At 54.7% G+C, this 25,111-nt stretch carries 21 protein-coding genes and 1 rRNA gene; 15 read left to right on the top strand and 7 right to left on the bottom strand.

What is annotated here, in order from left to right:
- The first annotated feature begins 178 nt into the window (after window positions 1-178).
- The 4 genes from rrf to V3C19_RS12625 all read left to right on the top strand — a co-directional run bounded on the left by rrf (window position 179) and on the right by V3C19_RS12625 (window position 3,386).
- A 5S ribosomal RNA gene (rrf, locus tag V3C19_RS12640) occupies window positions 179-294 on the top strand.
- A gap of 198 nt (window positions 295-492) precedes the next feature.
- Complete coding sequence (locus V3C19_RS12635) at window positions 493-2,055, top strand: sialate O-acetylesterase (RefSeq protein WP_161981363.1); 1,563 nt, start codon at window positions 493-495, stop codon at window positions 2,053-2,055.
- Between the two features lie 291 nt (window positions 2,056-2,346).
- Window positions 2,347-2,838 carry a transcriptional regulator NrdR gene (gene nrdR / locus V3C19_RS12630; protein ID WP_012419886.1) on the top strand — a complete coding sequence of 164 codons (492 nt, stop codon included), beginning with the start codon at window positions 2,347-2,349 and terminating at the stop codon, window positions 2,836-2,838.
- A gap of 20 nt (window positions 2,839-2,858) precedes the next feature.
- The gene (locus tag V3C19_RS12625) at window positions 2,859-3,386 is read left to right on the top strand and encodes a hypothetical protein (RefSeq protein ID WP_130084139.1); all 528 of its coding nucleotides are present in this window, start codon (window positions 2,859-2,861) and stop codon (window positions 3,384-3,386) included.
- On the opposite strand, the gene V3C19_RS12620 is transcribed toward V3C19_RS12625, so the two are convergent.
- A complete protein-coding gene (locus tag V3C19_RS12620; protein ID WP_295934708.1) occupies window positions 3,380-4,252 on the bottom strand; it encodes a nitroreductase family protein in 873 nt (290 codons plus the stop codon). The genes V3C19_RS12625 and V3C19_RS12620 overlap by 7 nt on opposite strands.
- Before the next feature lie 98 nt (window positions 4,253-4,350).
- Here V3C19_RS12620 and V3C19_RS12615 point away from each other — a divergent pair, with 98 nt between their 5' ends.
- Window positions 4,351-4,683, top strand: a complete 333-nt coding sequence (locus V3C19_RS12615; protein ID WP_295934706.1) for a helix-turn-helix domain-containing protein — start codon at window positions 4,351-4,353, stop codon at window positions 4,681-4,683.
- 16 nt (window positions 4,684-4,699) lie between these two features.
- Here the strand turns inward: V3C19_RS12615 and V3C19_RS12610 are convergent, their stop codons facing one another.
- From V3C19_RS12610 to V3C19_RS12600, 3 genes are all read right to left on the bottom strand, one after another.
- Window positions 4,700-6,379, bottom strand: coding sequence for a SulP family inorganic anion transporter (locus V3C19_RS12610; RefSeq protein ID WP_130084142.1), 1,680 nt, complete (start codon window positions 6,377-6,379; stop codon window positions 4,700-4,702).
- A 133-nt stretch (window positions 6,380-6,512) separates the two neighbouring features.
- Window positions 6,513-7,880 (bottom strand): argininosuccinate lyase, encoded by a 1,368-nt coding sequence (gene argH, locus V3C19_RS12605; protein WP_130084143.1) that lies wholly within the window; start codon window positions 7,878-7,880, stop codon window positions 6,513-6,515.
- A gap of 58 nt (window positions 7,881-7,938) precedes the next feature.
- Window positions 7,939-9,003 carry a tyrosine-type recombinase/integrase gene (locus tag V3C19_RS12600; protein WP_161981364.1) on the bottom strand — a complete coding sequence of 355 codons (1,065 nt, stop codon included), beginning with the start codon at window positions 9,001-9,003 and terminating at the stop codon, window positions 7,939-7,941.
- A 264-nt stretch (window positions 9,004-9,267) separates the two neighbouring features.
- Between V3C19_RS12600 and V3C19_RS12595 the strand changes: the two genes are divergently transcribed.
- The 8 genes from V3C19_RS12595 (at window position 9,268) to V3C19_RS12560 (ending at window position 17,736) form a co-directional block, all read left to right on the top strand.
- A complete protein-coding gene (locus V3C19_RS12595; RefSeq protein ID WP_295876251.1) occupies window positions 9,268-9,861 on the top strand; it encodes a hypothetical protein in 594 nt (197 codons plus the stop codon).
- 106 nt (window positions 9,862-9,967) lie between these two features.
- Window positions 9,968-11,146, top strand: coding sequence for a sugar-transfer associated ATP-grasp domain-containing protein (locus tag V3C19_RS12590; RefSeq protein ID WP_330937113.1), 1,179 nt, complete (start codon window positions 9,968-9,970; stop codon window positions 11,144-11,146).
- On the top strand, window positions 11,140-12,336 hold the full coding sequence (locus V3C19_RS12585; protein WP_295934704.1) for a sugar-transfer associated ATP-grasp domain-containing protein: 1,197 nt from the start codon (window positions 11,140-11,142) through the stop codon (window positions 12,334-12,336). The genes V3C19_RS12590 and V3C19_RS12585 overlap by 7 nt, the downstream gene beginning before the upstream one ends.
- Entirely contained in the window at window positions 12,317-13,369 is a 1,053-nt protein-coding gene (locus tag V3C19_RS12580) for a polysaccharide pyruvyl transferase family protein (RefSeq protein WP_130084148.1), read from the top strand. The genes V3C19_RS12585 and V3C19_RS12580 overlap by 20 nt, the downstream gene beginning before the upstream one ends.
- Window positions 13,353-14,645 (top strand): hypothetical protein, encoded by a 1,293-nt coding sequence (locus V3C19_RS12575; RefSeq protein ID WP_295934702.1) that lies wholly within the window; start codon window positions 13,353-13,355, stop codon window positions 14,643-14,645. The genes V3C19_RS12580 and V3C19_RS12575 overlap by 17 nt, the downstream gene beginning before the upstream one ends.
- A gap of 24 nt (window positions 14,646-14,669) precedes the next feature.
- Window positions 14,670-15,860, top strand: a complete 1,191-nt coding sequence (locus V3C19_RS12570) for a sugar-transfer associated ATP-grasp domain-containing protein (RefSeq protein ID WP_295934700.1) — start codon at window positions 14,670-14,672, stop codon at window positions 15,858-15,860.
- A gap of 44 nt (window positions 15,861-15,904) precedes the next feature.
- Entirely contained in the window at window positions 15,905-16,843 is a 939-nt protein-coding gene (locus V3C19_RS12565) for a glycosyltransferase family 25 protein (RefSeq protein WP_130084151.1), read from the top strand.
- Window positions 16,844-17,046: 203 nt separating this feature from the next.
- A complete protein-coding gene (locus tag V3C19_RS12560; protein ID WP_161981366.1) occupies window positions 17,047-17,736 on the top strand; it encodes an SWIM zinc finger family protein in 690 nt (229 codons plus the stop codon).
- A gap of 14 nt (window positions 17,737-17,750) precedes the next feature.
- Here the strand turns inward: V3C19_RS12560 and V3C19_RS12555 are convergent, their stop codons facing one another.
- The 3 genes from V3C19_RS12555 to V3C19_RS12545 all read right to left on the bottom strand — a co-directional run bounded on the left by V3C19_RS12555 (window position 17,751) and on the right by V3C19_RS12545 (window position 21,697).
- Window positions 17,751-19,241: a hypothetical protein gene (locus V3C19_RS12555; RefSeq protein WP_130084153.1), complete on the bottom strand. Its 1,491-nt coding sequence runs from the start codon at window positions 19,239-19,241 to the stop codon at window positions 17,751-17,753.
- A 168-nt stretch (window positions 19,242-19,409) separates the two neighbouring features.
- Window positions 19,410-20,699 (bottom strand): phosphopyruvate hydratase, encoded by a 1,290-nt coding sequence (gene eno / locus V3C19_RS12550; protein ID WP_192907210.1) that lies wholly within the window; start codon window positions 20,697-20,699, stop codon window positions 19,410-19,412.
- Between the two features lie 164 nt (window positions 20,700-20,863).
- A complete protein-coding gene (locus V3C19_RS12545) occupies window positions 20,864-21,697 on the bottom strand; it encodes a deoxyribonuclease IV (RefSeq protein WP_130084154.1) in 834 nt (277 codons plus the stop codon).
- Between the two features lie 189 nt (window positions 21,698-21,886).
- Here V3C19_RS12545 and V3C19_RS12540 point away from each other — a divergent pair, with 189 nt between their 5' ends.
- Window positions 21,887-23,941 carry an alpha-L-fucosidase gene (locus V3C19_RS12540; protein WP_295934698.1) on the top strand — a complete coding sequence of 685 codons (2,055 nt, stop codon included), beginning with the start codon at window positions 21,887-21,889 and terminating at the stop codon, window positions 23,939-23,941.
- A gap of 104 nt (window positions 23,942-24,045) precedes the next feature.
- Entirely contained in the window at window positions 24,046-25,101 is a 1,056-nt protein-coding gene (locus V3C19_RS12535) for an HD domain-containing protein (protein WP_295934696.1), read from the top strand.
- The last annotated feature ends 10 nt before the right edge of the window (window positions 25,102-25,111 follow it).

Below are 25,111 nucleotides of genomic sequence, written 5' to 3'. Positions count from 1 at the left end.
TGCATGATTTAAACACCACCAGCCACGCAGATGTCAGTTTACGCTGATTCCTTCCCCTCGTAACGAGAGGAAATCTTCTTAGCCACACACACAACAACCCTTAAAAAATCCCCCTCAAAGCCCCCAAGGGCTCCCGGGCAGGCAGGATGAAGATCAATAAAAACTCTTCCCCCTGAAGCCCGGTGGCCAGAGCGCAGTGGTCCCACCCGGTCCCGTTCCGAACCCGGAAGTGAAACGCTGCCGCGCCAATGGTAGTCGGACGATAGGTCCCGCAAGAGTAGGTCGCCGCCGGGATTTTTTACCTCAAGCCCCTGAAGTTTAAACAACTCCAGGGGCTTGATCTTTTCTTGAAAATATATATAAATAACATATCCTCCCATCCTTGATCAGTAAAAAAAATTGACCAAATGGCTGGTCTTTATATGGAATCCTGTCTGTGATCTTGTTCCGCTGAGGGAATCGCGTATGGTGGGTTTCCACTCAATTTTCGACATGAAAAAAATTCTGCTGTTTTTCCTGTTGGCGTGTTCTGTTTCCATGGCTTCAGCCAAAGAGTTGAAGGTTTTTTTGCTGACGGGCCAGTCCAACTCTTTAGGAGCAGTGAAGGGCAGTCCCGCTTCTCCGGAGCTGTTGGAGAAGTATGAACCGCAGACTACGCTGTACTGGCATGAGAATTTCGGGCAGCGGGAGGGAGTGTTTCCCGGTGCTTCCACGGCCTGGGAACAAGTCCGGCCTGCGATGCCGCGCTATAATGGCAATCTGTGCATGGGGCCGGAGTATGGATTTGCTTTTACCCTGGAAAAAAACGGCTGGTTCAAGGATGCGGATGTGGCAGTTGTGAAGGCTTCCAGGGACGGAGGGGACAATTCCCACTGGCAAAAGCACGGCCAGGCTTATCAGACGCTGGTGCAGGCTGTTAAAAACGCTTGCGGGGCCGTGGACAGGTCCAAATATTCCAAAGTGACGTTTTCCGGGCTCCTGTATTTGCAGGGGGAGAGCAACGCTGGCGCTTCCATCCCGGAAAGTGCGTCCCGTTTTCTGGGATTGCTGAAAGATTTGTCAGTGGATTTGAAACCCTACGGAGACACGTCCGCGCTGGCTGCGCAAAAGGCCATCATCGGGGAGAATGCCAACTGGGGCGGCAGGAATGAAACGGATGCGGAGACCGGGAATATTACCGGAGGGCTGAAAGGCCGCGATACCACAGTACAGGGAAAAACGACGCAGCAGGTCATGAAAAGTCTGGCGGCTTCCCGTCCGGGCATGGGCTATGTTCCTACCAGGGACCTGCCCAAGCTTACAGCCGGGGATAATATGGGAGTGCATTACAGTGGGAAGGCCCAAATCAGCATCGGTGCGCGGTTTGCCTATGAAGCGGCCCGGCTGGCGGGAAAGGAGGCTGGTTCTGTCCGCAGTGGTTGCTACGATGCTCCTCTGGGAACTCCGGAAGCATGGATGAACAGGAAACAGCCGGGAAAAAATATGTGCGTGTGGAATGTGGCTTCTTCCATCAAGCCGAGCGTGGTGTCCGGCACAGTAAAATTGTTCGGCATACAGGTGGAAGATCCGGCCGTGAATACGGTAGTGATTGAAGGTGCTGGCGCGCCCGGGGACAGGCTGATGATTGGCCCGGGAGGAATCCGCTTGGAGGAAGGGAAAAATCTGCTCATCAGGGGGAATGTTCAACTTGCGGGACGGCAGATCTGGAACGTTCCCGGCGGTTCTGCTGTAACGATGGCATCACAGGAGCCTGCGGTGCTGGACGGGAAGGCTCTGTCTGGGTTTTTGTCCGGACAGGCGGAAGTGCATGTCGTCCGGAAGGATGAAGGAGGGCAGAAAGGTGCGGCTGAAGTTGTATTCAGGAATGTACGGGCTTCCTCGTTGAAATGTTCCTGGGTGTTGTCCGCAGGAACGGAGATGTCTTTGGAGGGAATGGCCGGGCAGTTATTGAATTTGGGACGGATTACTGTCAGGAAAGGCGCGGTCCTGAATTTGAACGGAACCAGATTGCCCTCCGGCTCTGTCGTCAATGAAGGTGGTACGGTGAATGAATGACGGTAATGGGAAATAACATGTCTTGAGGTACTGCCGAGTGCGGTTTTCCCCGGCAGGGAGAACGCATGAAAATAATGGCATCCTTCCATGCAAATCCTGTGGGCTTTTGTTTGCCGCTTATTCACAATTCCGGCATGCGCGGGAATCCTTTTCAGGGCGGGGAAAAGGGATTTGCACACGCGGTTTATTCACAGGAGACGTGTTTGGGAAATATTGATGGTTAAGCCTTCTGCACTATATTTGGCGTACTTTTTTCTTTATGGGCGCGCTATATGGTAGTATGGTGCCGACATGAGATGTGTTCAGTGCGGTCATCTGGAAGATAAGGTCATCGACTCCCGCATGTCCAAGGACGGGACGACGATTCGCCGCCGCCGTGTCTGCCTGAGATGCGATTACCGCTACACGACGTATGAACAAATTGAGCGTACGGAGTTGCGCGTTGTGAAGAGGGACAACTTGCGGGAAGCCCTGAACCGTGAAAAAATTTTAAGGGGCCTTGTCAAAGCCTGTGAAAAGCGTCCCGTCAGCATGGACCGCCTGGACCGGGCGGTGGAGGAAATCATTTCCGAATTGCACCGGGACCACTTGCGGGAAGTACCGTCCAGCGAGATCGGCAAGAAGGTGATTGAAAAACTGTACGCCATCGATCCCGTGGCCTACATCCGCTACGTGTCCGTGTATCGCCAGTTTTCCAATGTGGAGGAATTCATTCAGGAGATCACCCAGATGCGCCACCAGACGCTGATTGATCCCCTCCAGCGCAAACTGCCCATTTTATAACGTCTTTCCATTCATTTCCCATGATCGGCTTCAGAAATAACAGACCTCTGCTCAAGCTTGGCGACTTCCTGATCGCCGAGTACGGAGAGCAGTGGCTGGCCGACGCGCTGGAATCCGCTGCGCGCCAGGCGGGAACGACTCTGCCGTTCAAGGAAGACCTGCTTGCTTCCGTCCGCTACTATCTGGAGCATGAATGCGACTTGTCCGTCATGTCCCTGTCCGACTTGTATGACCGCATCCGCCGCATGCTCCGGGACGTGGGCCTTTCCCATCTGGCCAGGGAATTGAAAGACATGACGCCGCCCATAACGGTCAGCGTGGCGGAGATCGCGCGTAGCGTGCCGTTCTGGCTGTTTTTTGATGGTGAGTTGAGGCAGTACCTTTCCCGCCTACGGGAGCAGGGCATTACCCGCTACCGCTTTACGGATAAAAAGGAATGCGTTCTGGCCCTGCAGGGAAAGAAGCGGTGGAGCAGTACCAGCCAGCATTTGCTGGAAGATTTGGACTTCCTGCTTTCCCGGTATGAGGAAGAGGATTCCGGTCATTGATCGGAGAACCGGCGAAAAGTTATTTCACGGCGTTTCCGTTCCGGCATGCGTTTGAGTTGCAGGGAGGGGATGCCGAGAACGAAGGCCTGGTACACTTCCTGCTTTTCCGGCAGTTGGAGGGCCCGGAGAAGGGGCTTGTATTTGAGCATCCGGCATCCCAGGACCAATCCTCCCATGTAGCAGCACCCCATACCCAGGGAGGTCATGGCCAGCATGATATTCTGGGAAATGACGGTGGCGTCTTCCCTGCCGGTTTGCAATGCTGCCGGTCCGGTTAGCAGGATCAGCGCCGAGGCTCCGTACAGAATGGGGTCTTCGCCCTGCGCCTGAGCCTGCTGGCGCAGGTTGTGCGTAGCGCTTTCAAAAATCACGGAACGATAGTCCCTCCGGTTCAGGGCCATTTTGAGGAAAAAGCGCGTCAGAGGGAACCGGGCCAGCTTCTCCAGTTTCCCGTACATGCGCATGGTCGCCTTCCTGATGTGGGAGAGGGCGTCCGGATGCTCGATGACTATCAGACGGATTTCCTGGGCGTTCAGGCCGGATTGGGAGTATTCCGCCACGCGGCGCATGAGGTCATAGGCCTCCCTGCCGACGGGAAGGGGTTTAAAATGCCGGACGCTCCTGGTTTTCATTAGCAGATTCAGGAATCCCTGCTCATCCGGGACGGAGCCGATAGATTCCGTTTTTTTGACGGCGGCATGGCTGATGGCCTGCCGAGGGCAGACGGCGACGCAGTGGCCGCAGTCGATGCAGTGCTGTTCTGCGCCTTGTTCCAGGGAGTCGAACCCGCAAAAGCGGGTGAGGATGCATGCTTTTTTGCACAGGCCGCAATGGATGCACTTTTCTTGATCAATAGTCACTTTCATATCTGGTGAAATGGAATTCCGGCCAGAATAGGGCGACAGGGATTTTTTGACAAGTAGGCACTGTTTTGTAATATAGTACCCAAAAAGTTACTGAAGCCATGAAGAAACCCCCTTCCACCTACCGCTGTCCCTGCGGGGCAACTATTTCCCTGATCGGGGGGAAATACAAGATCGTGATCCTCTGGTTTCTTTACCAGAACTCCGTTCTCCGGTTCAATGAACTGCACCGGCTGGTTCCGGAGGCCACGACCAAGATGCTTGCCCAGCAGCTCCGGGAATTGGAGGCGGACAGGCTGGTGGAGCGGAAAGTCTATCCCGTCGTTCCTCCGAAGGTGGAATATTCCCTGACGCCGTTCGGCAGGAGCGTTCTTCCCGTGCTGGAAGCCATGAACGCGTGGGGAGCTTCCTATCTGGAGGCACACGGAGCCTGACCGTCCTCCTTCTCTCTTACAGATGTTTTGGAGCGGGGCCGTTGAGAATCTTGTCCGCCCGGGTCAGGGCGGCGTCAATATTCTCGCAAATGTTGTAGCGCTTCAATTCCCGGTAAAAGGGAGCGTGGCGGATGACATCCAGCGGCTGGGGCTGCACGCCGCAGACAAGCAGGGTACAGCCGTGTTCCCGGCACTGGTGGCAGAAGTCGGACAGGACGTTCAGACCGGTGGCGTCCAGCGCGGGAACCAATCGCATGCGCAGGATGACTACCTTCGTATCGTGTTCCAGAGTTTTCAGTACCTGGTCCTTGAATTGCTCCACTGCTCCGAAGAAGAAGGGGCCCTTGACATCAAACACCTCCACCCCTTCCGGGATATTGAGTTTGGCTGTGGAACGGTCTCCGCTGTCTTCGGAATCGTCGTCCAGAAGTTCGTTCTTGATGGCGGAAACGTCGCTGATCTGGGCCATCCGGCCCATGAAGAGCAGGGCGGCCAGCACCACGCCCACCTCCACGGCCACGACCAGGTCCACAAAGACGGTTAGCAGAAAGGTGATCACCAGCACGGCCGCGTCCTGCCGCGGCCCTTTCAGCAGGCGGCTGAAGGTGTGCATTTCGCTCATGTTATAGCACACCACTGTCAGGATCCCTGCCAGCACGGCCAGAGGGATTTGCTGGGCGTATTGCGCGAAGGCCATCAGGATGGCAAGCAGCGTCAGGGAATGAATCATCCCGGAAACGGGGCTTTTTGCTCCCGCCTTGATGTTGGTGGCCGTGCGGGCAATTGCTCCGGTGGCAGGAATGCCGCCGAACAGCGCGGAACCGATGTTGCCGATTCCCTGGGCGATAAGCTCCATGTTCGGCTTGTGCCGTCCGCCCGTCATGCCGTCCGCCACGGAGGCGCTCAGCAGGGATTCAATGGCCGCCAGCAGAGCGATGGTGAAGGCGGGCGCCGTCAGCGCGCCCACGTTGTGCCAGTCGATGTGGGGGAGGGAGGGCAATGGCAAGGTGTTCGGCAGGCTGCCGAAGGCCTGCCCGATGGTGGCTACGGGGAGTGTGAAAGCCACGGAAACGGCCGTCATTCCCAGCATGCCTACCAGCATGGCCGGGCCCTTGGGCCAGAAGCGGCGGCTCAGCAGGGTAAGGATGACGGTTCCGGCGGCCAGTCCCAGCGCGGCCCAGTTGACGGTGTGGAAGTGCTGGAAGTAACACGCCCATTTGTCAATGAAGTCACCGGGAATTTTCTCTGCAATGGTGAGGCCGAAGATGTCCTTGATCTGCGTGGAGAAAATCACTACGGCGATGCCGGAGGTGAACCCCGTGGTGACGGGGAAGGGGATGAAGCGGATGAGCGCCCCCATGCGGCAGACGCCGAAGATGATGAGAAAGACGCCCGCCATCAAGGTGCAGATCAGCAGGCCAGAGGCGTGATACTGTTCCAGCACGCCCATAATGATAATCACAAAGGCGCCTGTGGGGCCGCCTATCTGGTACTTGCTGCCGCTGAACAGGGAAATGAGGAACCCGGCCACAATGGCGGTGACAAGCCCTTGGGACGGGGAAAGCCCGCATGCAATGGCGAAGGCCATGGCCAGAGGAATGGCTACGACGCCCACGGTCAGGCCTGCAAAGAGGTCTGAGAAAAAAGTTTGCTTGGTGTAGGTTTTGAGAGAGGAAACGAGAGCTGGTTTGAACATGACTGCCGGATCTGGAGGCTATGGCGTTGGGCCATGGCCGGGGATGGTTGAAAATTCCCCCCTGTCTGCGCCTGAGGGCGCGCCGCGGAGGCGGACGGCTGTTTCTCCGTTCCGGCCGCCTCCTGGAGCCATGCTATTTGGAAAGGATGTTTTCCCAGCAGGCGATGCGGCGGCGGGTGTTTTCGGAATTGGGAGCCCCCGGGTTGGTACGCTGGGAGAAGGCTTTTGTCAATTCAAATACACTGCGCGCATCCGTTCCGTAAGCGTCCGAGATGGAAGCGAATTGTTCGTCGCTCAACTGATTGAGCGGTGTTCCGGTGGAAATGCTCATGGCAACCGCCTTGCCGACCAGTTCGTGGGCCTTGCGGAAGGGAACGCCGCGGCGCACCAGGTAATCCGCCAGGTCGGTGGCCAGCAGCATGGGGTCGGATGCCGCTTCCAGGGCGCGCTCCGTGTTGACCGTCATGGCGGCGATCATCTCCGCGTTGACATCCAGGGCCAGCTTGATGGTGTCGATGGAATCGAAAAGCGGTTCCTTGTCTTCCTGAAGATCGCGGTTGTAGGTCAGCGGCAGGCCCTTGACGGCTACCATGACGGCGGTGAGGTTGCCGTACAGCCGCCCCGTCTTGCCGCGGGTCAGTTCCGCGACGTCCGGATTCTTCTTCTGGGGCATCAGGGAGGACCCCGTCGTATGGGCGTCGGAAAGGGTGGCAAAGCCGAATTCCGCCGTGCACCACAGGATGACGTCTTCGCTCAGGCGGGAAAGATGGGCGCCGATGACGGCCAGGTCGAACAGGGTTTCCATGATGTAGTCCCGGTCCGCAATAGCGTCCATGGAATTCTCCGTGACGGCGTCAAAACCCAGTTCCACGGCTATTCCGTGGCGGTCCAGGCAAATGGTGGAACCGGCAATGGCTCCGGAACCCAGCGGAGAAACGTTCAGCCGCCTGCGGCAGTCCTTCAGGCGGTCCGCGTCCCGGTTCAGCATTTCCACGTAGGCCAGGAGATGGTGGCCCATCGTGACGGGCTGGGCGCGCTGAAGATGGGTGTAGCCGGGCATCATGGCATCCGCGTATTCTCTGGCCTTCATGACCAGGGCCCTCTGCAGGCGGCGCACCTTTTCCAGAATTTCATCGATCTCCGTGCGGCAGTAGAGGCGCGTGTCCGTAGCCACCTGGTCATTGCGGGAGCGGGCCGTGTGCAGCTTGGCGCCGGGCGCGCCGATGCGGCGGGTCAGCTCGCTCTCAATGTTCATGTGCACGTCTTCCAGCTCCCGGCTCCACGTGAAGTTTCCTTCTTCAATGTCCTTCAGGATGCCTTGGAGGCCGGATTCGATGGCGTCGAACTCTTCCCGGTTGAGCAATCCTGCCTTGAGCTGCGCCCGCGCATGGGCAATGGACCCGGCAATGTCCTGGCGGAAGAGCCTCCAGTCGTAGGAGACGGACTCGCCATAGCGTTGAACCAGGTCTGCGGTGGGTTTAGAAAATCTGCCTTTCCACATGACCCACTTGTTTTGCCCCAAGCCGCGCAGTTTTAAAAGCCTGAAATGGGTAATAGAATCAAATGGCTTTCCGGGGCGGTCCAGATTCCCTGACGTCCCAGAACCGGGAAGCGTCCTGCCGGGAAATATCCTGCATGTTCAGGTAGCGGGATTTGAGCAAATGAAGGCCGGAATGGCCCATTTCATATTGAAGTTCCGTGAAATTGCGGAAATGCTTGGCGTGGTAGCTTGCATAAGTGTGTCTCAGCACATCCTGTATCCAGGGGAGGCCGTGCGCCGCGTTCCATCCGGCGTGCTGCCGGACGCGCCGCCATTTCTCCGCCCAGTTGGGCGGACAGACGGGATCTTCTTTCCGGGATGGCTGCGCCTCCTTAAGCAACCGGTGCAGGACGGGATGGATTTGAACGTGCCGGCTCCCTCCCGTCTTGCTGTGAAGGGCTTTCAGGCAAACGACCCGCTCCTCCATATTGACGGCGTCCCAGGTGAGGCGTTCTACCTCTGCCGGACGGATTCCCGCATACAGCATCAGGCCCAGCGGCGGGATGCATGCGCTGCCGTAGAGCTGCCGGGCTGAATGGAACAGAGTGCGGATTTCCGTTATAACCAAGGGACGGATTGCTTGTTCACGCAGGGGAGGCAATTCTATTTGTAACGCCGGATTTTCCGCACACCAGCCGCGTTTGAGTGCCGTGGAGAAAATGCCGCTTAAAACCACCCTTGCCTTGTGCTGCTGGCGGAGCGTGGAAAAAGTGCGCCGTATGCAATCGGCGCATTCCTGCATGTACATGGCTCTTAAAGGCCTGGTTTTCAGCTCCGGGCAGCTCTTCATCAGCCGTGTGCAGATGTAGTTGATTTCCGCCAGCGTGCGCGGTCTGCGGTGCTGTTTGGCCTTCAGGGTTTCCTCCACCCCCTGATGGAAGGAAACGGTTTTTTCCCGTTGATGCAGTTCCTTTTTTCCCAGCTGAATGCACAATCTGGCTCTCATGATGCCTTTTCCGCGGCCGCCCAGGCCTTGGTACAGTTCACGGACGAGGAGGGCCGCCTCCAGAATGCTGATTCCGGTATCTTCGATGAGTTTGACGGCGGCGATATTCGTTAATTGATCAGGGGTGTGCGTGGCCATGGCAGTTGATATTAGTGCCATCGGATTCTCAATCCGTAATCAAGCAAAAAATGTTTTTTTAGTATGGACTGGTTTTCAAGATGATATGATTATTGTTGAGATTCTTTGTTTCGTTTGAGTGATTGAAGGATACAGGCTGGGTGTTACATAAAAGGTGCTACTTCAACAGACAAATTGTTGTCTGTACGGATTGAGAATCCGCTACATTGAAAACGTCAAGGCAAGTCTTTGGCATTTTATTGATATTCAACAGTTAATATATTTATGAAGAAGTATGTTTTATCTACACTGGTGTGCGGAGTTGCGTGTTCCGCCGGATTCGCAGACGCCGCTCCTCGGAAAACTCTTTCCGATTACTCTACTCCACCTTCAAACATCATCAAGGATGCGGAATTGATGATTAACGCAGAATATACTGCTATTGATTATGACAAGGGGGATGCTGTTCCTGACCATTTATACGGTTTTCGAGTAGATTGGCGGCGGAATTTTGCCATTGAACAAAAAAGTTTTTGGAATGCCGGCATTTCTTTAGGTTATGCTCAAGGTAGTGAGCATGATGTGGATGTTTCTCATCTGACTTTGAACCTAGGTATTGATTATAATATAGCGGTAGGACAAAGAACTTATTTCTTTGTAGGTACTCGTATTGGAATGAATCAGATCGAGACAAAATTTAAAGATGAAGAATCTACGACGACCAACAGAGCTCAAATGGGTCTGGGTCTGGGCATTAAGCATTATTTCCCCAATTCTAATAATTGCCTGATTTTTGGTTTACAGCGAATGATGGTTAATTGTCAGATCAACGCCGTTTCGACGACGACGGCATATGTTGGTTACAGTTTTGCCTTTTAGGCAATGAAGATAAGGGGAATGGGCTGGGTGTTTTGCATGACGCATCCATGTCCCATTCCGCGAAATAAATGGAATATTTTGTACTCCTTCAGTTGGAGAAAATTTCATGAGTAGGATGCCGGCAAATCCGGAAATTGAGAGATTCCGCGTTTTCCGGAAGTTGAACATGGAGCGGAAGCGATGGCGAGCATACGGAAAGTGCTGGCGGGCGGCGGATCATATACGTCATATCAATTCCCTTTATCCAGCAGAGCAGGTCAAGTCCGGCGAGGAAGTGTTGGCCGAATTCAGGAGAATTATCCGGGAAAGGAACGCATTGCCCTTCCGTGATATTGTGTCGGACTATTTTAGAATAGGCTTGAATTATAAAGATAGAAAATTCGAAGATTTTGTACTTTGGAATGAATGGGACTCTACTTGGAAAAAATTGGATCGTTTGGTCACTCATGAAATAGATGTTCTACTCATTAAACCGAAACAGAACTTTTTTTTCACCCGCCGTGGTATTCCCATGCCGGAGCGTCTGGGTGTTCTTGTGAGGGGAGATGCGCAACCCGTAATAATTAGCGCCAATAATGAAAAAGAGTTGCTTGCAGAAGCTTTAAACAGGTACGAGATAGGGCTGTTCAGCAAACCCTATGATACTTGTGGCGGTTTTTGTTGCATGAAAATTCTCCCTGGGGATACCAGTGGGTGTCTGGTAAACGGACAGTACCGGAGTTGGTTGGAACTGAATGATTCTTTGCAAGGGTTTCCCCCCTTATTGATTGAACAGGTGGTAACTCAGCACGCGAAAATTTCTGCTTTTCATATGCAAAGTATTAATACACTCCGTTTGTGGACTATAAGAGACAACTCAGGGAGAATTTGTTTTCTGGATGGCATTATCAGAATAGGAGTTGGCGGATCCTGTACGGACAATGCCAAGACTGGGGGAGTTTGCGTAGGTTTGGACCATGAGGGCGTGATGGGTGACTGGGGCTGTTGCGTTTACAAGATTCCTTCCCTGATTATGGACAGACATCCGGATAGTGGCCTGATATTCAAAGGAACGAAAATACCCGGTTTTCAGGAAGCTGTAGAGCTGATTATCCGGGCGCACGAATGTTTTTCCAAACATGTATTTGCCATTGCTTGGGATGTGGCTGTTACGCAGAAAGGTCCCCTGATTATTGAGTCTAATCCCCACGGAGGTACTGCGACCATGCAGCGTATGCATGGCGGCTGGATGTTTGTTTACAGAAGATTGCAGAAACAATTATTAAAAACTAAATCCGTATGCTAACTAGAAAACAAAAACAACCGGAGACAACTGGGGAAAGACCTTTAAAAACGTCGGTTCGTAAAAAAATTGCAGATACCCGGCGTTTGTATGGTAAAGATCGTGCGAAAATACGCGCACTCTTGGACGAATGTGACCCGAATGAAATCAAATCAGAGGAGGAAGTCTTGGCAGATATCAAAAAAATTATCTGGGAGTATGATGGCAATCTGAAACATCTGAAAAAAGAGTATTTTGATGAGCATCTCCATTCTAAAGGCAGAAATGTAAGTGAATTTTGCACTTGGGATGAATGGATTCGATGGAATTTAGTTCTGGCTCAGGCTTCCGGCGAAATGGCCAACATATTGCTCGATAAGAATCGCACCAGGCAGTATTTGCGCGGTCATTCTATTCCTGTATCAATGAGTTTTGGTGAAGCTGTCTGGAAACAGAATATGCCTGTATGCCGGCTTACAGGAGGAGAAATGAGAAAGTTGAGCGATTTGCTGGCTTCGGCAAAGGATCTGTTCTTAAAACCTATAGACTCATATCAGGGGAAGGGGTGCATGAAACTTCAGGCAACTGATATAAAGGAGGGGTGTTTGGCAGATGGACATTTCATAAAATGGGAAGAACTAAAGGACAGATTTGAGGATGGGCCTCTAATTGTAGAGGAATTGGTACGGGGGCATTCCCGGCTGTCTGCTTTCCATCCTTCTTCACTGAATACTTTGCGTATAGTAACCATGTATACTCCCGGAGGAAAAATAGAGGTACTTTTCTCATTGTTTAGAATGGGAGCCGGAAGTTCAAGTATTGATAACTGGTGCTCCGGAGGGTTGTGTGTAAAAATTAATTCTGATGGTAAATTGGTAAATAGAGGCTTTTTTGAGGATTTAAGTAAGGGGGCGTGCGAACGCCATCCTGACACAGGAATCTCGTTTGCCGGTTTTCAGGTTCCATTCTATAAGGAGTCCGTAGAGCTTGCGCTGAAAGCGCATTATGAGTGCCCTCAGATGTTCAGTGTTGGCTGGGATATTGCCGTTACCGAGAAGGGTCCTCTGGTTCAGGAAGGTAATGTGCATTGGGCGTTGTTTCAACCTATTCATGGAGGGTTGCGTCCATTGTTGAATTGCTGGCTGCGCCCCAATGCCTTGGCCGTCATGAATAATCAACCTCGTCCATGGTGTCATGAAGGCTCCTTGCATTAACAGGAGTTACAGTACGTTCCCTTACACGGTTCCGGACACTCTTTACCAATGCCTGACGGGCTTGGAGCATTTCATTTACTATCCTAATCCCGGCAATTTGGGAGATGAGTTGATTGCCGCCTCCACCGTGACACTTTTTGACCGGATTGGGCTAAGTTATGAAGTATATGAAGAAGGGAAAGATTACGGGGAAGCCTACACACTGGTGTATGGCGGTGGCGGAGGTTTGGTGTCTGAATGGGGTTGGCATGAGGTGATGGCTCCTGTCTTTTCCTCTCCGGGATTGTCGCGGTGTGTGATTTTACCTCACAGCATCCGCGGGTGCAGGAGTATTCTGCGGTTGATGGACGAAAGGTTTACAGTGTTTTGTCGGGAGCACCGCAGTTTGGAATACTGCCGGAAGTTTAATCAAAAAGCGTTTTTTCTGCCAGCGGATGATATGGCTTTTTATTTTTCTCTTCTCCTGCTGCCTTCATGGGAGTCCTTGGTTGAAAGGTGTGCGGAACCGGGCATCCTGCTTCGATTGTTCTCCGGCATGAATCTGATCAAAGAGCGGGAGGCCCATCTCTGCCGTTTTTACCGCAAGACCTGCCGTCGCCTGCTCAGGCATCTTTCCTCCCGGGTTCAGTTCCTGGAAGACGGCCGCCGTGTGGGCTGGTTTTTAAGAGAGGACCAGGAAAGGGATGAAGCCTTTGCTTCCTGTCTTCCCCCGGTCCCCCGCATGGATGTTTCCCGTTACGGGGGAGGAGATTGCCGCTGGCACGACTATAACATGATGGGCGTTTACATGCTCCTGCATGCCGTCAACGCGGTGGATGTGGTGGTCACGGATCGATTGCACGTTTCTATTGCCGCAGCCATGGCAGGCAGGGAGACGATGATGATCGATAACTCGTATGGAAAGCTTTCCGGAGTTCATGAACAGTCCATGAAGTCGCTATCGCATGTAAGCTTTTGCAGAAACATGGAGGAGCTTCTCCTTCAGCTCAGAAGGAGCAATGTACCCGTACCGAATCATGAGCGGAGAGATTGAGATAGAAAAACCCAGGATGATGGCGGATGGTGGCGTGGAGCTTTCCGCTTGCCTCCGTATTGGAGTGAGACGCTGGAAGCAATATTTGAGGGTCCGGGGAGACTCTCTCCATCCTGATCGGCTGGACAACAGCGGAGATGTATGGGCCGTGCTGTTTCTGCATAAAATGATGGAGTACGGGGGCCGTTACAAGGTGCGCGGAGCGGTGTCCGCATCTCTCTTGACCGGGTTGGACCGCTATGTGACGGCCTGGGTTAATTTGCAGCCTGCCCAGTATGGGACCGTGACTTTGGAGCCGGAGGTGGTGGAAGATGACAGTGGCAGAGTCCTGCAGCCTGGATGTTTGGCCTGTTTTTCAGGCGGCCTGGATGCCTGTTTCATGGCTTTCCGGCATGCGAGGGGGCTGGCCGGCGCACAGAATCAGCGGCTGGAAGCCTGCCTGATGATAAGAGGCGCCGACATCCGCAAGGATAAGGAAGTTGACTGGAACGGGGCTTCCCGCATAGCCGGGGAATTGGTGGAGGACCTGGGCATCCCGCAGTTTTATACGGTGGAAACGAATTTCCGCGATATGCACTGTGCTTACGGCATGTCCTACTTTTCCATGCTGGTGGCGTGCATGAGGGTGTTTGGGAGGCAATACGGGCATTTGATGCTGGGGAGTGATAATTGTTTCCGGTATTTCCACTTGGCCAGCGGCAACAATCCGGTGACGAATCATTTCCTTTCCTCCCACGGGGTGGAAATCGTTACGGACGGTTCCGAATATACCCGCACGGAGAAAGCCGCTGTGGTTGCGTCATGGCCGCTGGCTTTGCGGAAGCTCCGCGTATGTTATCAGGGGAAGGATTTGTCCCGCAATTGCGGAACGTGTGAAAAATGCAAAAGGACACGGCTGAATTTCCTTGCGGTCGGAGTGGAGGATTTACCCTGCATGCCGCCACTGCAGAGTGAGAAGGAGTTGCTTGATTTCACCATGACTCCTGTGGAACAGCTGGAAATGTCTTTACTGCTGGAATATCTGGATGCCCATCCGCTGAAGCCGGTACCGACTTGGGAGGAGCATTTGCGCGCCATGGCAGACAAGCCTCTCCCTCCTGTATCGGGAAAAAGGCGCTGGTTTTCCCGTTTCGCGCAATGGTTCAGGCAAACAGCCGTGCGCATGGGGGTAAGGACACGTTGCAGGCGTGATCACAGATGCCGCTGTGAGCCCTCCCCTTTTGTGCGGATCAGCCGCGAGGGGAAATCGGATTTCTCTGCCGATGACTGGAATTAGTTTATTTTACAACGTCTTAAGATTATGGAGAAGAATGTCCCGTTGCCGTTGGGAGTCGATGCGCCATTGCCTGAACCTGCTCTTTCCGAGAGGTTATGGATGGTACGCAAGACGATTTCCGGGCATCTCAAGTTGAAACGCGGACGGGAAAAAATACGTGAATTGTATGAGGCGACGCGGCGTGAGGATTCCAAGCCGTTCACCCAGGTGATACGCGAATTGCATCAATGGGTTTCCACGGGAAAGGCATTTCCCGTACGCATGCTCATCAATTATTATTTCCAGTTCCGGCTGCAGTATGAAGGAGCGGATTCATCCGGGTATGTTTTTGAGTCGGAGTGGCTCAAATATGCCCATCCTCTTTTGCAATATGCGGGAAACGAATGCGCAGTGTTGAACAATAAGGACAGCGCATGGCATGTGTTCGTCCGGCAGGGCCTGCCGGTTCCCCGGCGTTTTGGCGTTTTTTTTGGGGGGGGTACTCCTTTGATTCAGACTGCGGGAGGGGCCAGTGTCATTCCGTTAAACCGGTTTCTTCGGCATTGCTGTCCCTGTATTTTTATCAAACCTGCTGATGGAATGAAAGGCAAGGATTCGTTTCTTGTGGAATGGGTGGATCAAGAGAGATGCCGCGTCAGCGGACATATTATGAGGTTCACTGAATTTTCCCGGCTGGTCACGTTGCCCCTGCTGGTGGAAGAAGCAGTGCGGCAGCATCCCGATGTAGCTGCACTACACCCGGAGTCCCTTAACACTTTGCGTTTGGTAACCATGCGCGGATTGGACGGCCGGAGCCGGTATGTAGCTGGCATGCAGCGTACGGGAACAGGAGAGATGTTCCTGGACAATCTTTCCCGGGGCGGGTTGGCCGTGGGAATTGAGCCGACAGGAGTTCTGCGGAAATGGGGATATACGGAGGACCCACGGAAAAAAGGCGTTTCTGCCCATCCTGATACCGGAATCGTTTTTGAAGGACGTCGCATTCCCTTTTGGAAAGAGTGCGTGGATCTGGTATGCCGTGCCCATGAGGGATTCCCATGCACCCACAGTGTGGGATGGGATGTAGCCGTCACGTCTGCCGGTCCGGTATTGATAGAGGCTAACTGCTCTTACGGGATGCTTGAAATACAGCTGATCGACCATGGGCTGAGGGAGGTGTTTGAAACAATGCTTCGTCCGGCGGCTTTGGCCATTATGGAGGGGACACGCGGCTAACAAGTGGAGCTTCAATTAAATGATGTACCCAAAGGGATATCCTTATGACTGATCGTGACGAAGCCTGCCGTTCCACGCTATGGGAGCAGATAGACGCCGTCCTCGTCATTAATCTGGACGGGAGTACGGAAAGATGGGAAAAACTGATGAACCATCTGGAGGGAGTGGTTCCCATCGAAAAGATACACCGTATTGCGGCCGTGCGCGGGACGGAGCTTCCCGGATACCTTTCCCATCCCTGGTTTACTGCCAGAACAGGAGACAGGGCCAGAACGTGTGCGGGAGCGGCAGGGTGTGTTCTTTCCCATGCCAGGGCATTGCAGTATGCCCTGGAGCATGAAGACTGGCAGGTCATCCTGGTTTTGGAGGATGACGCCCGTCTGGATGTGGAGCGGCTGGAGAGGATGACTCCGCAGTTTCAGGATTTCATGCATGATCCAAGGTGGGAACTGCTTTATGTGGGATATCACGGAGAACCCCTCTATGCCGGAAAGCTGGGCAAGCAGCGGGATTTTTTCAATATTTACCGGTGTTCCGGCGTATTGGGCACCTTTTCCATGCTGCTGCACCGGAGAGTTTGGCGGAAGATATTGCAAAAGCTTCCCGACCACCGGCATGTCTGGACGTGGATAGCGCAGTACAAGGCTATTGATTATTGGTTGCAGCGCTGGTTCACGCCATTTCATGAAGTGTTTTATGTGACTCCGGCTCCGTGGCATTGCGCGGAAAACATGGTGTCGGATATTTCGGGGAATATGCCCATTAAAGTGGAAAAAGCCAAAGCTGCACGGGTATGGAGCGTTTCCCGATGGAGAAAAAAACATGGTTTCTTCCTGTCTTTATGCAGATGGATAGGAATGCAGGGCGACCGGGTGATACGGTGGGCCTCCTGCCGGAGCCGCGGGTTTTCCGGCGGAAAGAATGCTGAACCTATTCATGGCATATCAAATCAATGTTCTAAAAATGATCATGAAGCTGGATGAGGAAAGTTTTGCAGGATTGGAGACGATAGCCACTATATTATGTCCCCAATACTTGAGTTGATCTTCTTTGCGAGTATATTCAGATTGTTTTTTAAGAATTTGATTGTTCCCATTACTCGCCTTCCCGTAAAAAGGACAGTCATAATCCAGCGTTCTTTCTCCGTGCGTGGAGGATGCTGGTGTGCTATTGTCCGTCCATGTGCATGGATGACAACATGCCGCTGAAGCGGGCGGATTTGCGGAAACGTGCGGAAGAGAAAGCGGTGGAATTGGCCGCGGAGGGAATGGAACTGCATCCCGTAACGGCTTCCGGACGCAATCTGGCGAAAAAGTTCTGGGGAAAGGAGTGGATGAAGAGCCTGGCCGCGTGCGAGGTGTACGGCATGCGGCTGGCCCCTGGCCGCACCTACTTGCGCTATGGCTGCGTTCTGGACGTGAAGGGGACTCCCGGCCGCATTGATGCGCTGGTGATGGGGGAGCATGTATATGAGGTCTGTGTTCAGGCCGCCCCCCCGGATGCAGAAGCGCTTGCCCGGTTGCGCGCACGGTGCGCCGGGCATATCGGATCCTGGATTGATTTGTTGAAGGGGAACCTGTCCCCGGAGTTGCTGGGAATCCTGTGCGATCCGGAGAGGGGGCTGTTCCCTACGCCGGAAGAGTGGCGTTTTTCCTGTTCCTGCCCGGACTGGGCGGATTTGTGCAAGCATGCGGCGGCGGCCTTGTACGCGTTCGGCGTGATGCTGGACGATCAGCCGGAACTGTTGTTTATGTTGAGGGGAATTGACGCGTCCGTTCTGATTCCGGATGCTCCGGAACCGGTTTCCGGCGGAGAAGACGCCCTGGACAGGGATGCAGGCTCCCTGTCCGACATGTTCGGGATTCGGCTGGACTGAGCCGGTTTCCCGTTTCACGGCTTCCGGCATCTCTTGAATAGCCAGGCGGGGAGGGGATGGCCATCTTTTTTGATAAATTGGCGGTGGAACGGTTGTTCCGGGTGGTAGAGGGTTCCCCCGTAGTTTTCCTGCCGGTGTGCCTGCATCAGAGCGCTGTCCGTAGAGAATGTTCCCAGTTTTTCCGCCACGCAGATCATGGAGGGAATGGCCGTGAATGTCACATAAACGGCCAGGAAGATGCGGGACCGTGTGCTTCCGGTGCGGAAGGCGTGCAGAAAGAGGAATGCCAGGAAGGGGTAAAGCACGGCGGGTGCCTTGAACAGGAGCTCGTTGTTCATCACACCCATCCGGAAGAAGAAGCAACATGCCATCCCACCCAGAGTGATGTAATACAGGGGCATGCGCCTGCAGGCGGCGAAAAGGAGCGCCCCCGGCAGAAGTACATTTAGAAGCAGGGAAAGAAGGAAGCTGGCATATTTGACGGAGTCCGGATAGAGCACCATCCGCCGCATGGTGTAGTGAAACGCCTCCGCGTATTGGTCCGAAAGCAGGCATGAGAATTGGCCGCCTCCGTCCAGGTGGGCGTAAAAGAGGCTCATGACCCCCACGCACAGGAACGCGACCCAGAAAACAGGGTGGAGCAGGAGGGGGCGCAGGCGTTCCCCCGTACGGAACCCGCATGCGCTGTCCCGGAAAAGTGTTTCATACAGAATGAAGGGGAGCAGAATCAGGGCTGCCAGAGGAGAACCGGGCAGCAACAGGGCTCCCATGAGATAGTAGCCGGAGGCGGGCAGGGAACGCGTCAGAAGCAGGACCGTACATAGAAGAGCCGGGACGGCGTGGTTGAACGTGTTGAATATTTGGGACGGAATGCCGATGAACAGGGCCATCTGGGCGTTATATTCCGGAAACAGGTGCGAGAGAGGCATGCCCAGGAAGTCCAGAGACGCGGCAGGCGAACCGAGACAGAGGAGTAGCAGGGTCCACCAGGCGGTTTTCCGGATTCCCCAGAGGCAGGCCGCTGTCAGGAGCGCCAGTTCCAGCCCTAGGAAGGTCCACCCTGCCAGCAGCCAGGAAGCGTATGCAGCAGGGCAGAAGGCCGCTGCGCAGGCAGGCGGCAGCCAATGACCCAGATAGTAGATGAAATGGTGGCCGTCCGGCATGACGAGAGGCCATGGTTCCGCGATGAGCTGTCCGTAAACGGCATTGCGGATGGTGAAGTCCGCATGTTGCTGGAAGTGGCCCGTAAAACCGCACAGGAATGTCAGAAGCAGACACCCGGCGGACAGAAGGAGGAGAAGAACTGTTCCGCGTTTTGTCAGGGAAAACCGCCATTCCGGCAGTTTCCGGACCGTGGCATGCAAACCGTAGGCCAGGGTGGCGCAAAGAGGGAGAGAGAAGAAAGGTTGAAGCCATCCCCACAGGAACAGAATCATGGGCAGCGCCAGATATAGCAGTCCCGCGTACAACAAGGGACGTGCGGGTAGCGAAAGGCGAGCTGGCATGGAGGAAAGATAGATAAAGAGTCAATCAATGCAGGGCAGGTGGACACCACAGCATGGCATATTTCACTGCAAAGAAAAGTTTCCATTCCATCGGGATACGAAAAATCCCCGGCCGCAAAAGCGGCGCGGGGATGGAGATTGCCTTATATCGGCCTCGGCAGAAATGGGTTAAAAGAGACCGAACCCGTTGCCGTAGCGGGCACATTCCCCCAGTTCATCTTCAATGCGGAGAAGACGGTTGTATTTCGCCATGCGGTCGGAACGGCTCAGGGAGCCGGTTTTGATCTGTCCGGCATTGGTGCCTACGGCAATGTCCGCGATCGTAGCGTCTTCCGTTTCTCCGGAACGGTGGGAGATGACGGCCGTGTAGCGGTTGCCCATGGCCAGTTCCACGGCATCCAGCGTTTCCGTAAGGGACCCAATCTGGTTGACCTTTACCAGAATGGAGTTGCCTACGCCCAAGCTGATACCCTTGCGCAGGAATTCGACATTGGTCACAAAGAGGTCGTCCCCGACGAGCTGGGTGCTTTTGCCCAGCTTGTCCGTCAGGATTTTCCAGCCGTCCCAGTCGTTTTCCGCACAGCCGTCTTCAATGGAGACGATGGGGTATTTCTTTTTCAGTTCCACGTAGTAATCCGTCAGTTCTTCCGCCGTGCGGCGGCTTCCGTCGGACTTCCTGAAGACGTACAGGCCGGATTCGGGATCGTAGAATTCGGAGGAAGCCACGTCCAAGGCAATTGCAATGTCTTCTCCGAAACGGTAGCCCGCCTTGTCCACGGCCTGGGCGATGCAGTCCAAGGCATCTTCAGCGGAGTCAAGGTTGGGGGCAAAACCGCCTTCATCCCCCACGGCAGTGGATAATCCGCGGCCGTGAAGAACGGATTTGAGCGCGTGGAATACTTCCGCGCCGTAGCGCAGCGCTTCCCGGAAGGTGGGCGCCCCAACTGGAACGATCATGAATTCCTGGAAGTCGATGGGGGCGTCGGAGTGGGCGCCGCCGTTGATGATGTTCATCATCGGCACGGGAAGCACCTTTGCATTGGGACCGCCCAAGTACCGGTACAGGGGCTGCTGCAATTGCGCGGCAGCGGCTTTGGCCAGGGCCAGGGAAACGCCCAGGATGGCGTTGGCGCCCAGTTTGGCCTTGTTGAACGTGCCGTCCAGGGAACGCATGAGTGCGTCCGCCGTGGTTTGTTCCGTCGCTTCCAGGCCAATGAGGGCGGGAGCGATGATATTGCAGATGTTGTCCACGGCTTTGGTGACGCCCTTGCCCTGGTAGCGGGCCGGGTCTCCGTCGCGCAGCTCCCAGGCTTCATGTTCGCCCGTGGAGGCTCCGCTGGGGACGGCCGCCGTGCCTACGGCTCCGCCTGCCAGGTACACATCCGCTTCAACGGTGGGGTTGCCGCGTGAATCCAGAATTTCACGCCCTGTTATTTTTACGATGCGCATTTCTTTCATAAAACCGAGTGATATGGCCCGTGAAAAAGCGGACGCATGAGTTAGTTTTAACTAATTTACGGCTTCTGTTTATTCTGGATCGGACTGTCTTGCAAGTTTTTTTTCAGAGAAGACCCGGAGAAAAATTGGATGCCTGCCGCCGCCAGTTCTGCATTGTGCCGGGTTCACGCGCGGTAATGTTCTTTTAGCCATGCTATTTCCTGGCCGTGGCCGGCTTCGTCCCGGGGCGTTTCCAGAAAGAAGGGCAATTCCCGCAGGACCGGATGATTGATGAGGTTGATAAAGGTCTGTTCACCCAGCGAACCTTTGCCGATGGTTTCATGGCGGTCCTTGAAGGAGGCGAATGGCGTCATGCTGTCGTTCAGGTGGATGGCGCGCAGGCGTTTCAGGCCCAGGACGGAGTCAAAGTGCTCCAGCACACTGTCCAGACGGTTGACGAGGTCATAGCCCGCGGAATAGACGTGGCACGTGTCTAGGCAGACGCCCAGTTTTTCCTTCAGTTCCACCCGTTCGATGATGGCAGCCAGTTCTTCGAAGGTTTTTCCGATTTCACTGCCCTTTCCGGACATGGTTTCCAACAGCACGGTTGTGGTCTGTCCGGATGAGAGCACATCATTTAGCTGCGACGCCACTAATTCAATGCCTTTTTCCGCTCCCTGGCCTACATGGCTGCCCGGATGGAAGTTATACAGGCTACCCGGCAAATATTCCATCAGCGCCAGATCCTCTTGCAGGACCTGAGCCGCAAAACGGGTGACCTTGGGGTCTGCTGAACAGGGATTCAGGGTATAGGGGGCGTGTGCCAGCAGAATGCCGAACCCGTTGTTTTCGGCAAGTTTCAGGAATCGTGTTATGTCTTGGACATCAATTGTTTTTGACTTGCTTCCGCGCGGATTGCGGGTAAAGAACTGGAAGGTGTTGGCGCCGATGGAGAGGGCTACCCTGCCCATGGCTTCATACCCTTTTGCGGAGGAGAGATGGCATCCGATGTGTAACATGAAAGCGGTTCCGTAAGTTGTATGAATGGTAGCATTCCGGCTTGGAGAAAAAAGACCAAAGGAGAGGCATCATTTACCGGAAAGAATGGGAATCTGTTTCAACGTACATGATTGCACGAGATGATTTGCAGGAAAAGATTAAACAGTTTGGTCCCGGCGCTGCTGGGAATGTGTGTGTTTGCGTGCGGCATGGGAACCGCCTGTGCGAAGGAAAAGGTTGCACCGTTGCTTCCCGCTCCCACTGTGGGGCAGCTGGCCTGGCATGACATGGAGATGTATGCCTTTGTCCATTTTACAATCAATACGTTTACGGGAAAGGAATGGGGATATGGGGACGAAAAGCCGGAACTTTTCAATCCTTCCGATTTTGATGCGGACGATCTTGTCAAGACACTGGCGGATGCCGGGTTCAAAGGAGTGGTGCTGACCTGCAAGCATCACGACGGGTTTTGTTTGTGGCCCACGAAGACTACCCGGCACAGCGTGGCTTCCTCCCCGTGGAAGAACGGGAAGGGAGATGTCGTGAAAGACGTCTCCCGCGCGTGCAAAAAATACGGTCTCAAGTTCGGGGTGTACCTGTCTCCCTGGGACCGCAACGCGTCCTCCTACGGTACGCCGGAATATATCAGAATGTACCGCAGGCAATTGAAGGAGCTGGCGACAGGCTACGGCCCCCTTTTCCTCGCCTGGTTTGACGGAGCGAACGGTGGCGACGGTTATTACGGGGGGGCGCGGGAAAAGAGATCTATTGACAGAAGCACCTATTACCAGTGGAAAACGACATGGGGCGAATTGAAAAAACTCCAGCCGAAAGCCGTCATTTTTTCCGATGTGGGGCCTGATGTCCGGTGGGTGGGGAATGAGAGCGGTTATGCGGGTTATCCCTGCTGGGCTACCTATACACCCGTACCTTTGCAGGCGGGAACGGAACCTTCCCCCGGCACGGTCCGCTACCAGTTGGGCGTGGAAGGTACGGTGGACGGGAAGTACTGGATTCCCGCGGAAGTGGACGTTTCCATTCGTCCGGGCTGGTTCTGGCATGATCACGAGAATTCCCGTGTACGGACGCCTGAGAATCTCCTGGAACTGTATTTCAACAGTGTGGGGAGAGGAGCAAACCTGAATTTGAATGTGCCGCCGGACCGTAGCGGGCGCATTCATGAAGAGGATAAAAAGTCTTTGGCGGGATTCCGTGCGTTGCTGAACGAGCTTTATTCCCGCAATTTTGCCGAAGGAGCGGAAGCGAACTCTTCCTCCGCTCTGAACGGATACGGGGCACGGCATGTGCTTGACCGTAAGCGTGCTACGTACTGGGTCGCTTCCAAAGGAGACAGGAACCCTTTCCTCACACTGAAATTGCCCGATTCCGCGACGTTTGACGTCATCCGCCTGGCGGAGCCCATCCAGCTTGGGCAGAGGGTGCGCAAGTTCCGAGTGGAAGTGCGCGAGAACGGGCGGTTTGTCACATGGGTGGAGGGATCCAGCATTGGGGCCAGGGTCATATTGAAAGGGAGGCCCGTGACGACGGATGAAGTGCGTGTGGTGCTGGAAGAATTTAAGGCCGTTCCAGCGCTTTGCGAGGTTTCATTGTGGAAATATCCCGGTTTTTTGAATGCTCCCTCCGTCAGCTATGACCGCGACGGCCGGGTAACGCTAACAGGTGCGGCGGGAGCTGCTGTCCGGTATACGATAGATGGAACGGAGCCGGGGCCGCAGTCTCCCGTTTATGAAAAGCCGTTTGTTCTTTCCAGCGGTGGAACCGTGAAGGCGGTGAGCGAGGGTAACGGCAGGAAGTCTTCTGTCACGGCCCGGGTGGTTCCGGTACCTTCGCGTGACTGGAAGGTGATCAGCGGAGAAAGATCCGCCGCCGCGCCGGAACTGGCTTTTGACGGTGATTCCGGAACGTTGTGGCACACGCATGCTCCACAGGGAGAGATTGCTCCGCCCCAGGCGCTTGATATCGACATGGGCCGCGCGGTGAATGTGGCGGCCGTGCTGTACACTCCGCGCGCGGATTCCGCCAAAGGTACGATTGACCAATACGCCGTCTATTTCAGTAAGGACGGAAGGGAATGGGGAACGCCCGCGGCTGAAGGAGAGTTTTCCAATATCCGGGCCAATCCCGTCCTCCAGAGAATTGATTTAAAGGCTCCCGTGAAAGCCCGCTACCTGCGTTTTGTCGGCAGGCGTGTGCTGGAAGGCAGTCATGTCGTCATTGCTGAACTGGGCGTTTTGGAAAAATAGCGTATTCCTGTTTTTACGGAACCTGCCGTAACGGTACGGGGATAAGTGGCCGCGCGCCCGGCGTTTTCTTGACGGATGGGGAGAAGCGGGGCAAGATGGCACGCATGGAACAAGTCAGTCTCATGGAGTTGGGAAAACTGGCCGCGGAAGGCCAGGTGGAAGCGGAGGTTTTTGCCCAGATTTCCCAGTGTGCGCAGAAATTGACCAAGAGCAACAAGCCGTACCTGGACGTAACTTTTGCCGATGCGGAAGGGTCCATGGGATTGAAGGTGTGGGAAGACAAGCCCTGGTTTCGGGTGCTGGCTTCCCTGCCGCTCCGCAGTTTCGTAAGCCTGCGCGGCCAGTGGACCAAGGGTTCTTTCGGGATGGAGGCCGCCGATCTGGACGTGCGCCTGCTGGAAGAGACGGAGAAGGAAAGCTTCCTGGCCGGTTCCGGAACCCTGAAGAAGAAGCAGGAGGCGGATTTAAAGGAGATTTGCGTGTTGATCAAGAACATGAACGATCCGCGCATCCGGGCCTTGTGCGTCGAATTCATCGAACAATTCGGAGAACGGCTTCAACGCGCCGCCGCTGCCAGAACGTACCACCACGCACGCCGCGGCGGCCTGGTGGAACATGTGGCCGGCATGATGCGTACAGCTTCTGCCGTGTGCCAGGCAAATCCGGAGCTGAACCGCGACCTGCTGCTGGCCGGCTGCCTGTTCCACGACTGCGGAAAGCTGTGGGAGAACTGTTACCCGAAGGAGGATTTCACGATGCCGTATTCGGAAGCCGGCGAACTGCTGGGTCACATCCCTCTGGGAATTGAACTGGTCAACAATCTGTGGAAGCGCATCATGGCGCTTCCGGAGGCGGATTCCTGGAAGACGCTGGACCCGCCCTCTCCGGACGTGCGCATGCACCTGCTGCACCTGATTGCCTCCCACCACGGGGAACTGGCGTTCGGCTCCCCGGTGTTCCCGAAAACACCGGAGGCGGTGGCCCTTCATTATATCGACAATCTGGACGCCAAGCTGGAGATGTTCCGCAGCGCCTATGAAACGAGCGAGGCGCTGGCGCCCAAGGTGCTCCAGCGCAAGGCTCCCCTCCCTGCAAACGTTGTTCTTCCGCTGCCTTCCGTTCTTCCCTTCATTCCGGACGGCCCGGACGCCATGCCGTAACCTGTTCCCC

The sequence above is a fragment of the Akkermansia sp. AE01SA01 genome, assembly GCF_036417395.1.
GTDB lineage: Bacteria > Verrucomicrobiota > Verrucomicrobiia > Verrucomicrobiales > Akkermansiaceae > Akkermansia.
The sequence above is the reverse complement of the archived record's forward strand: the minus strand, read 5'-3'. Positions and strand labels throughout refer to the sequence as shown.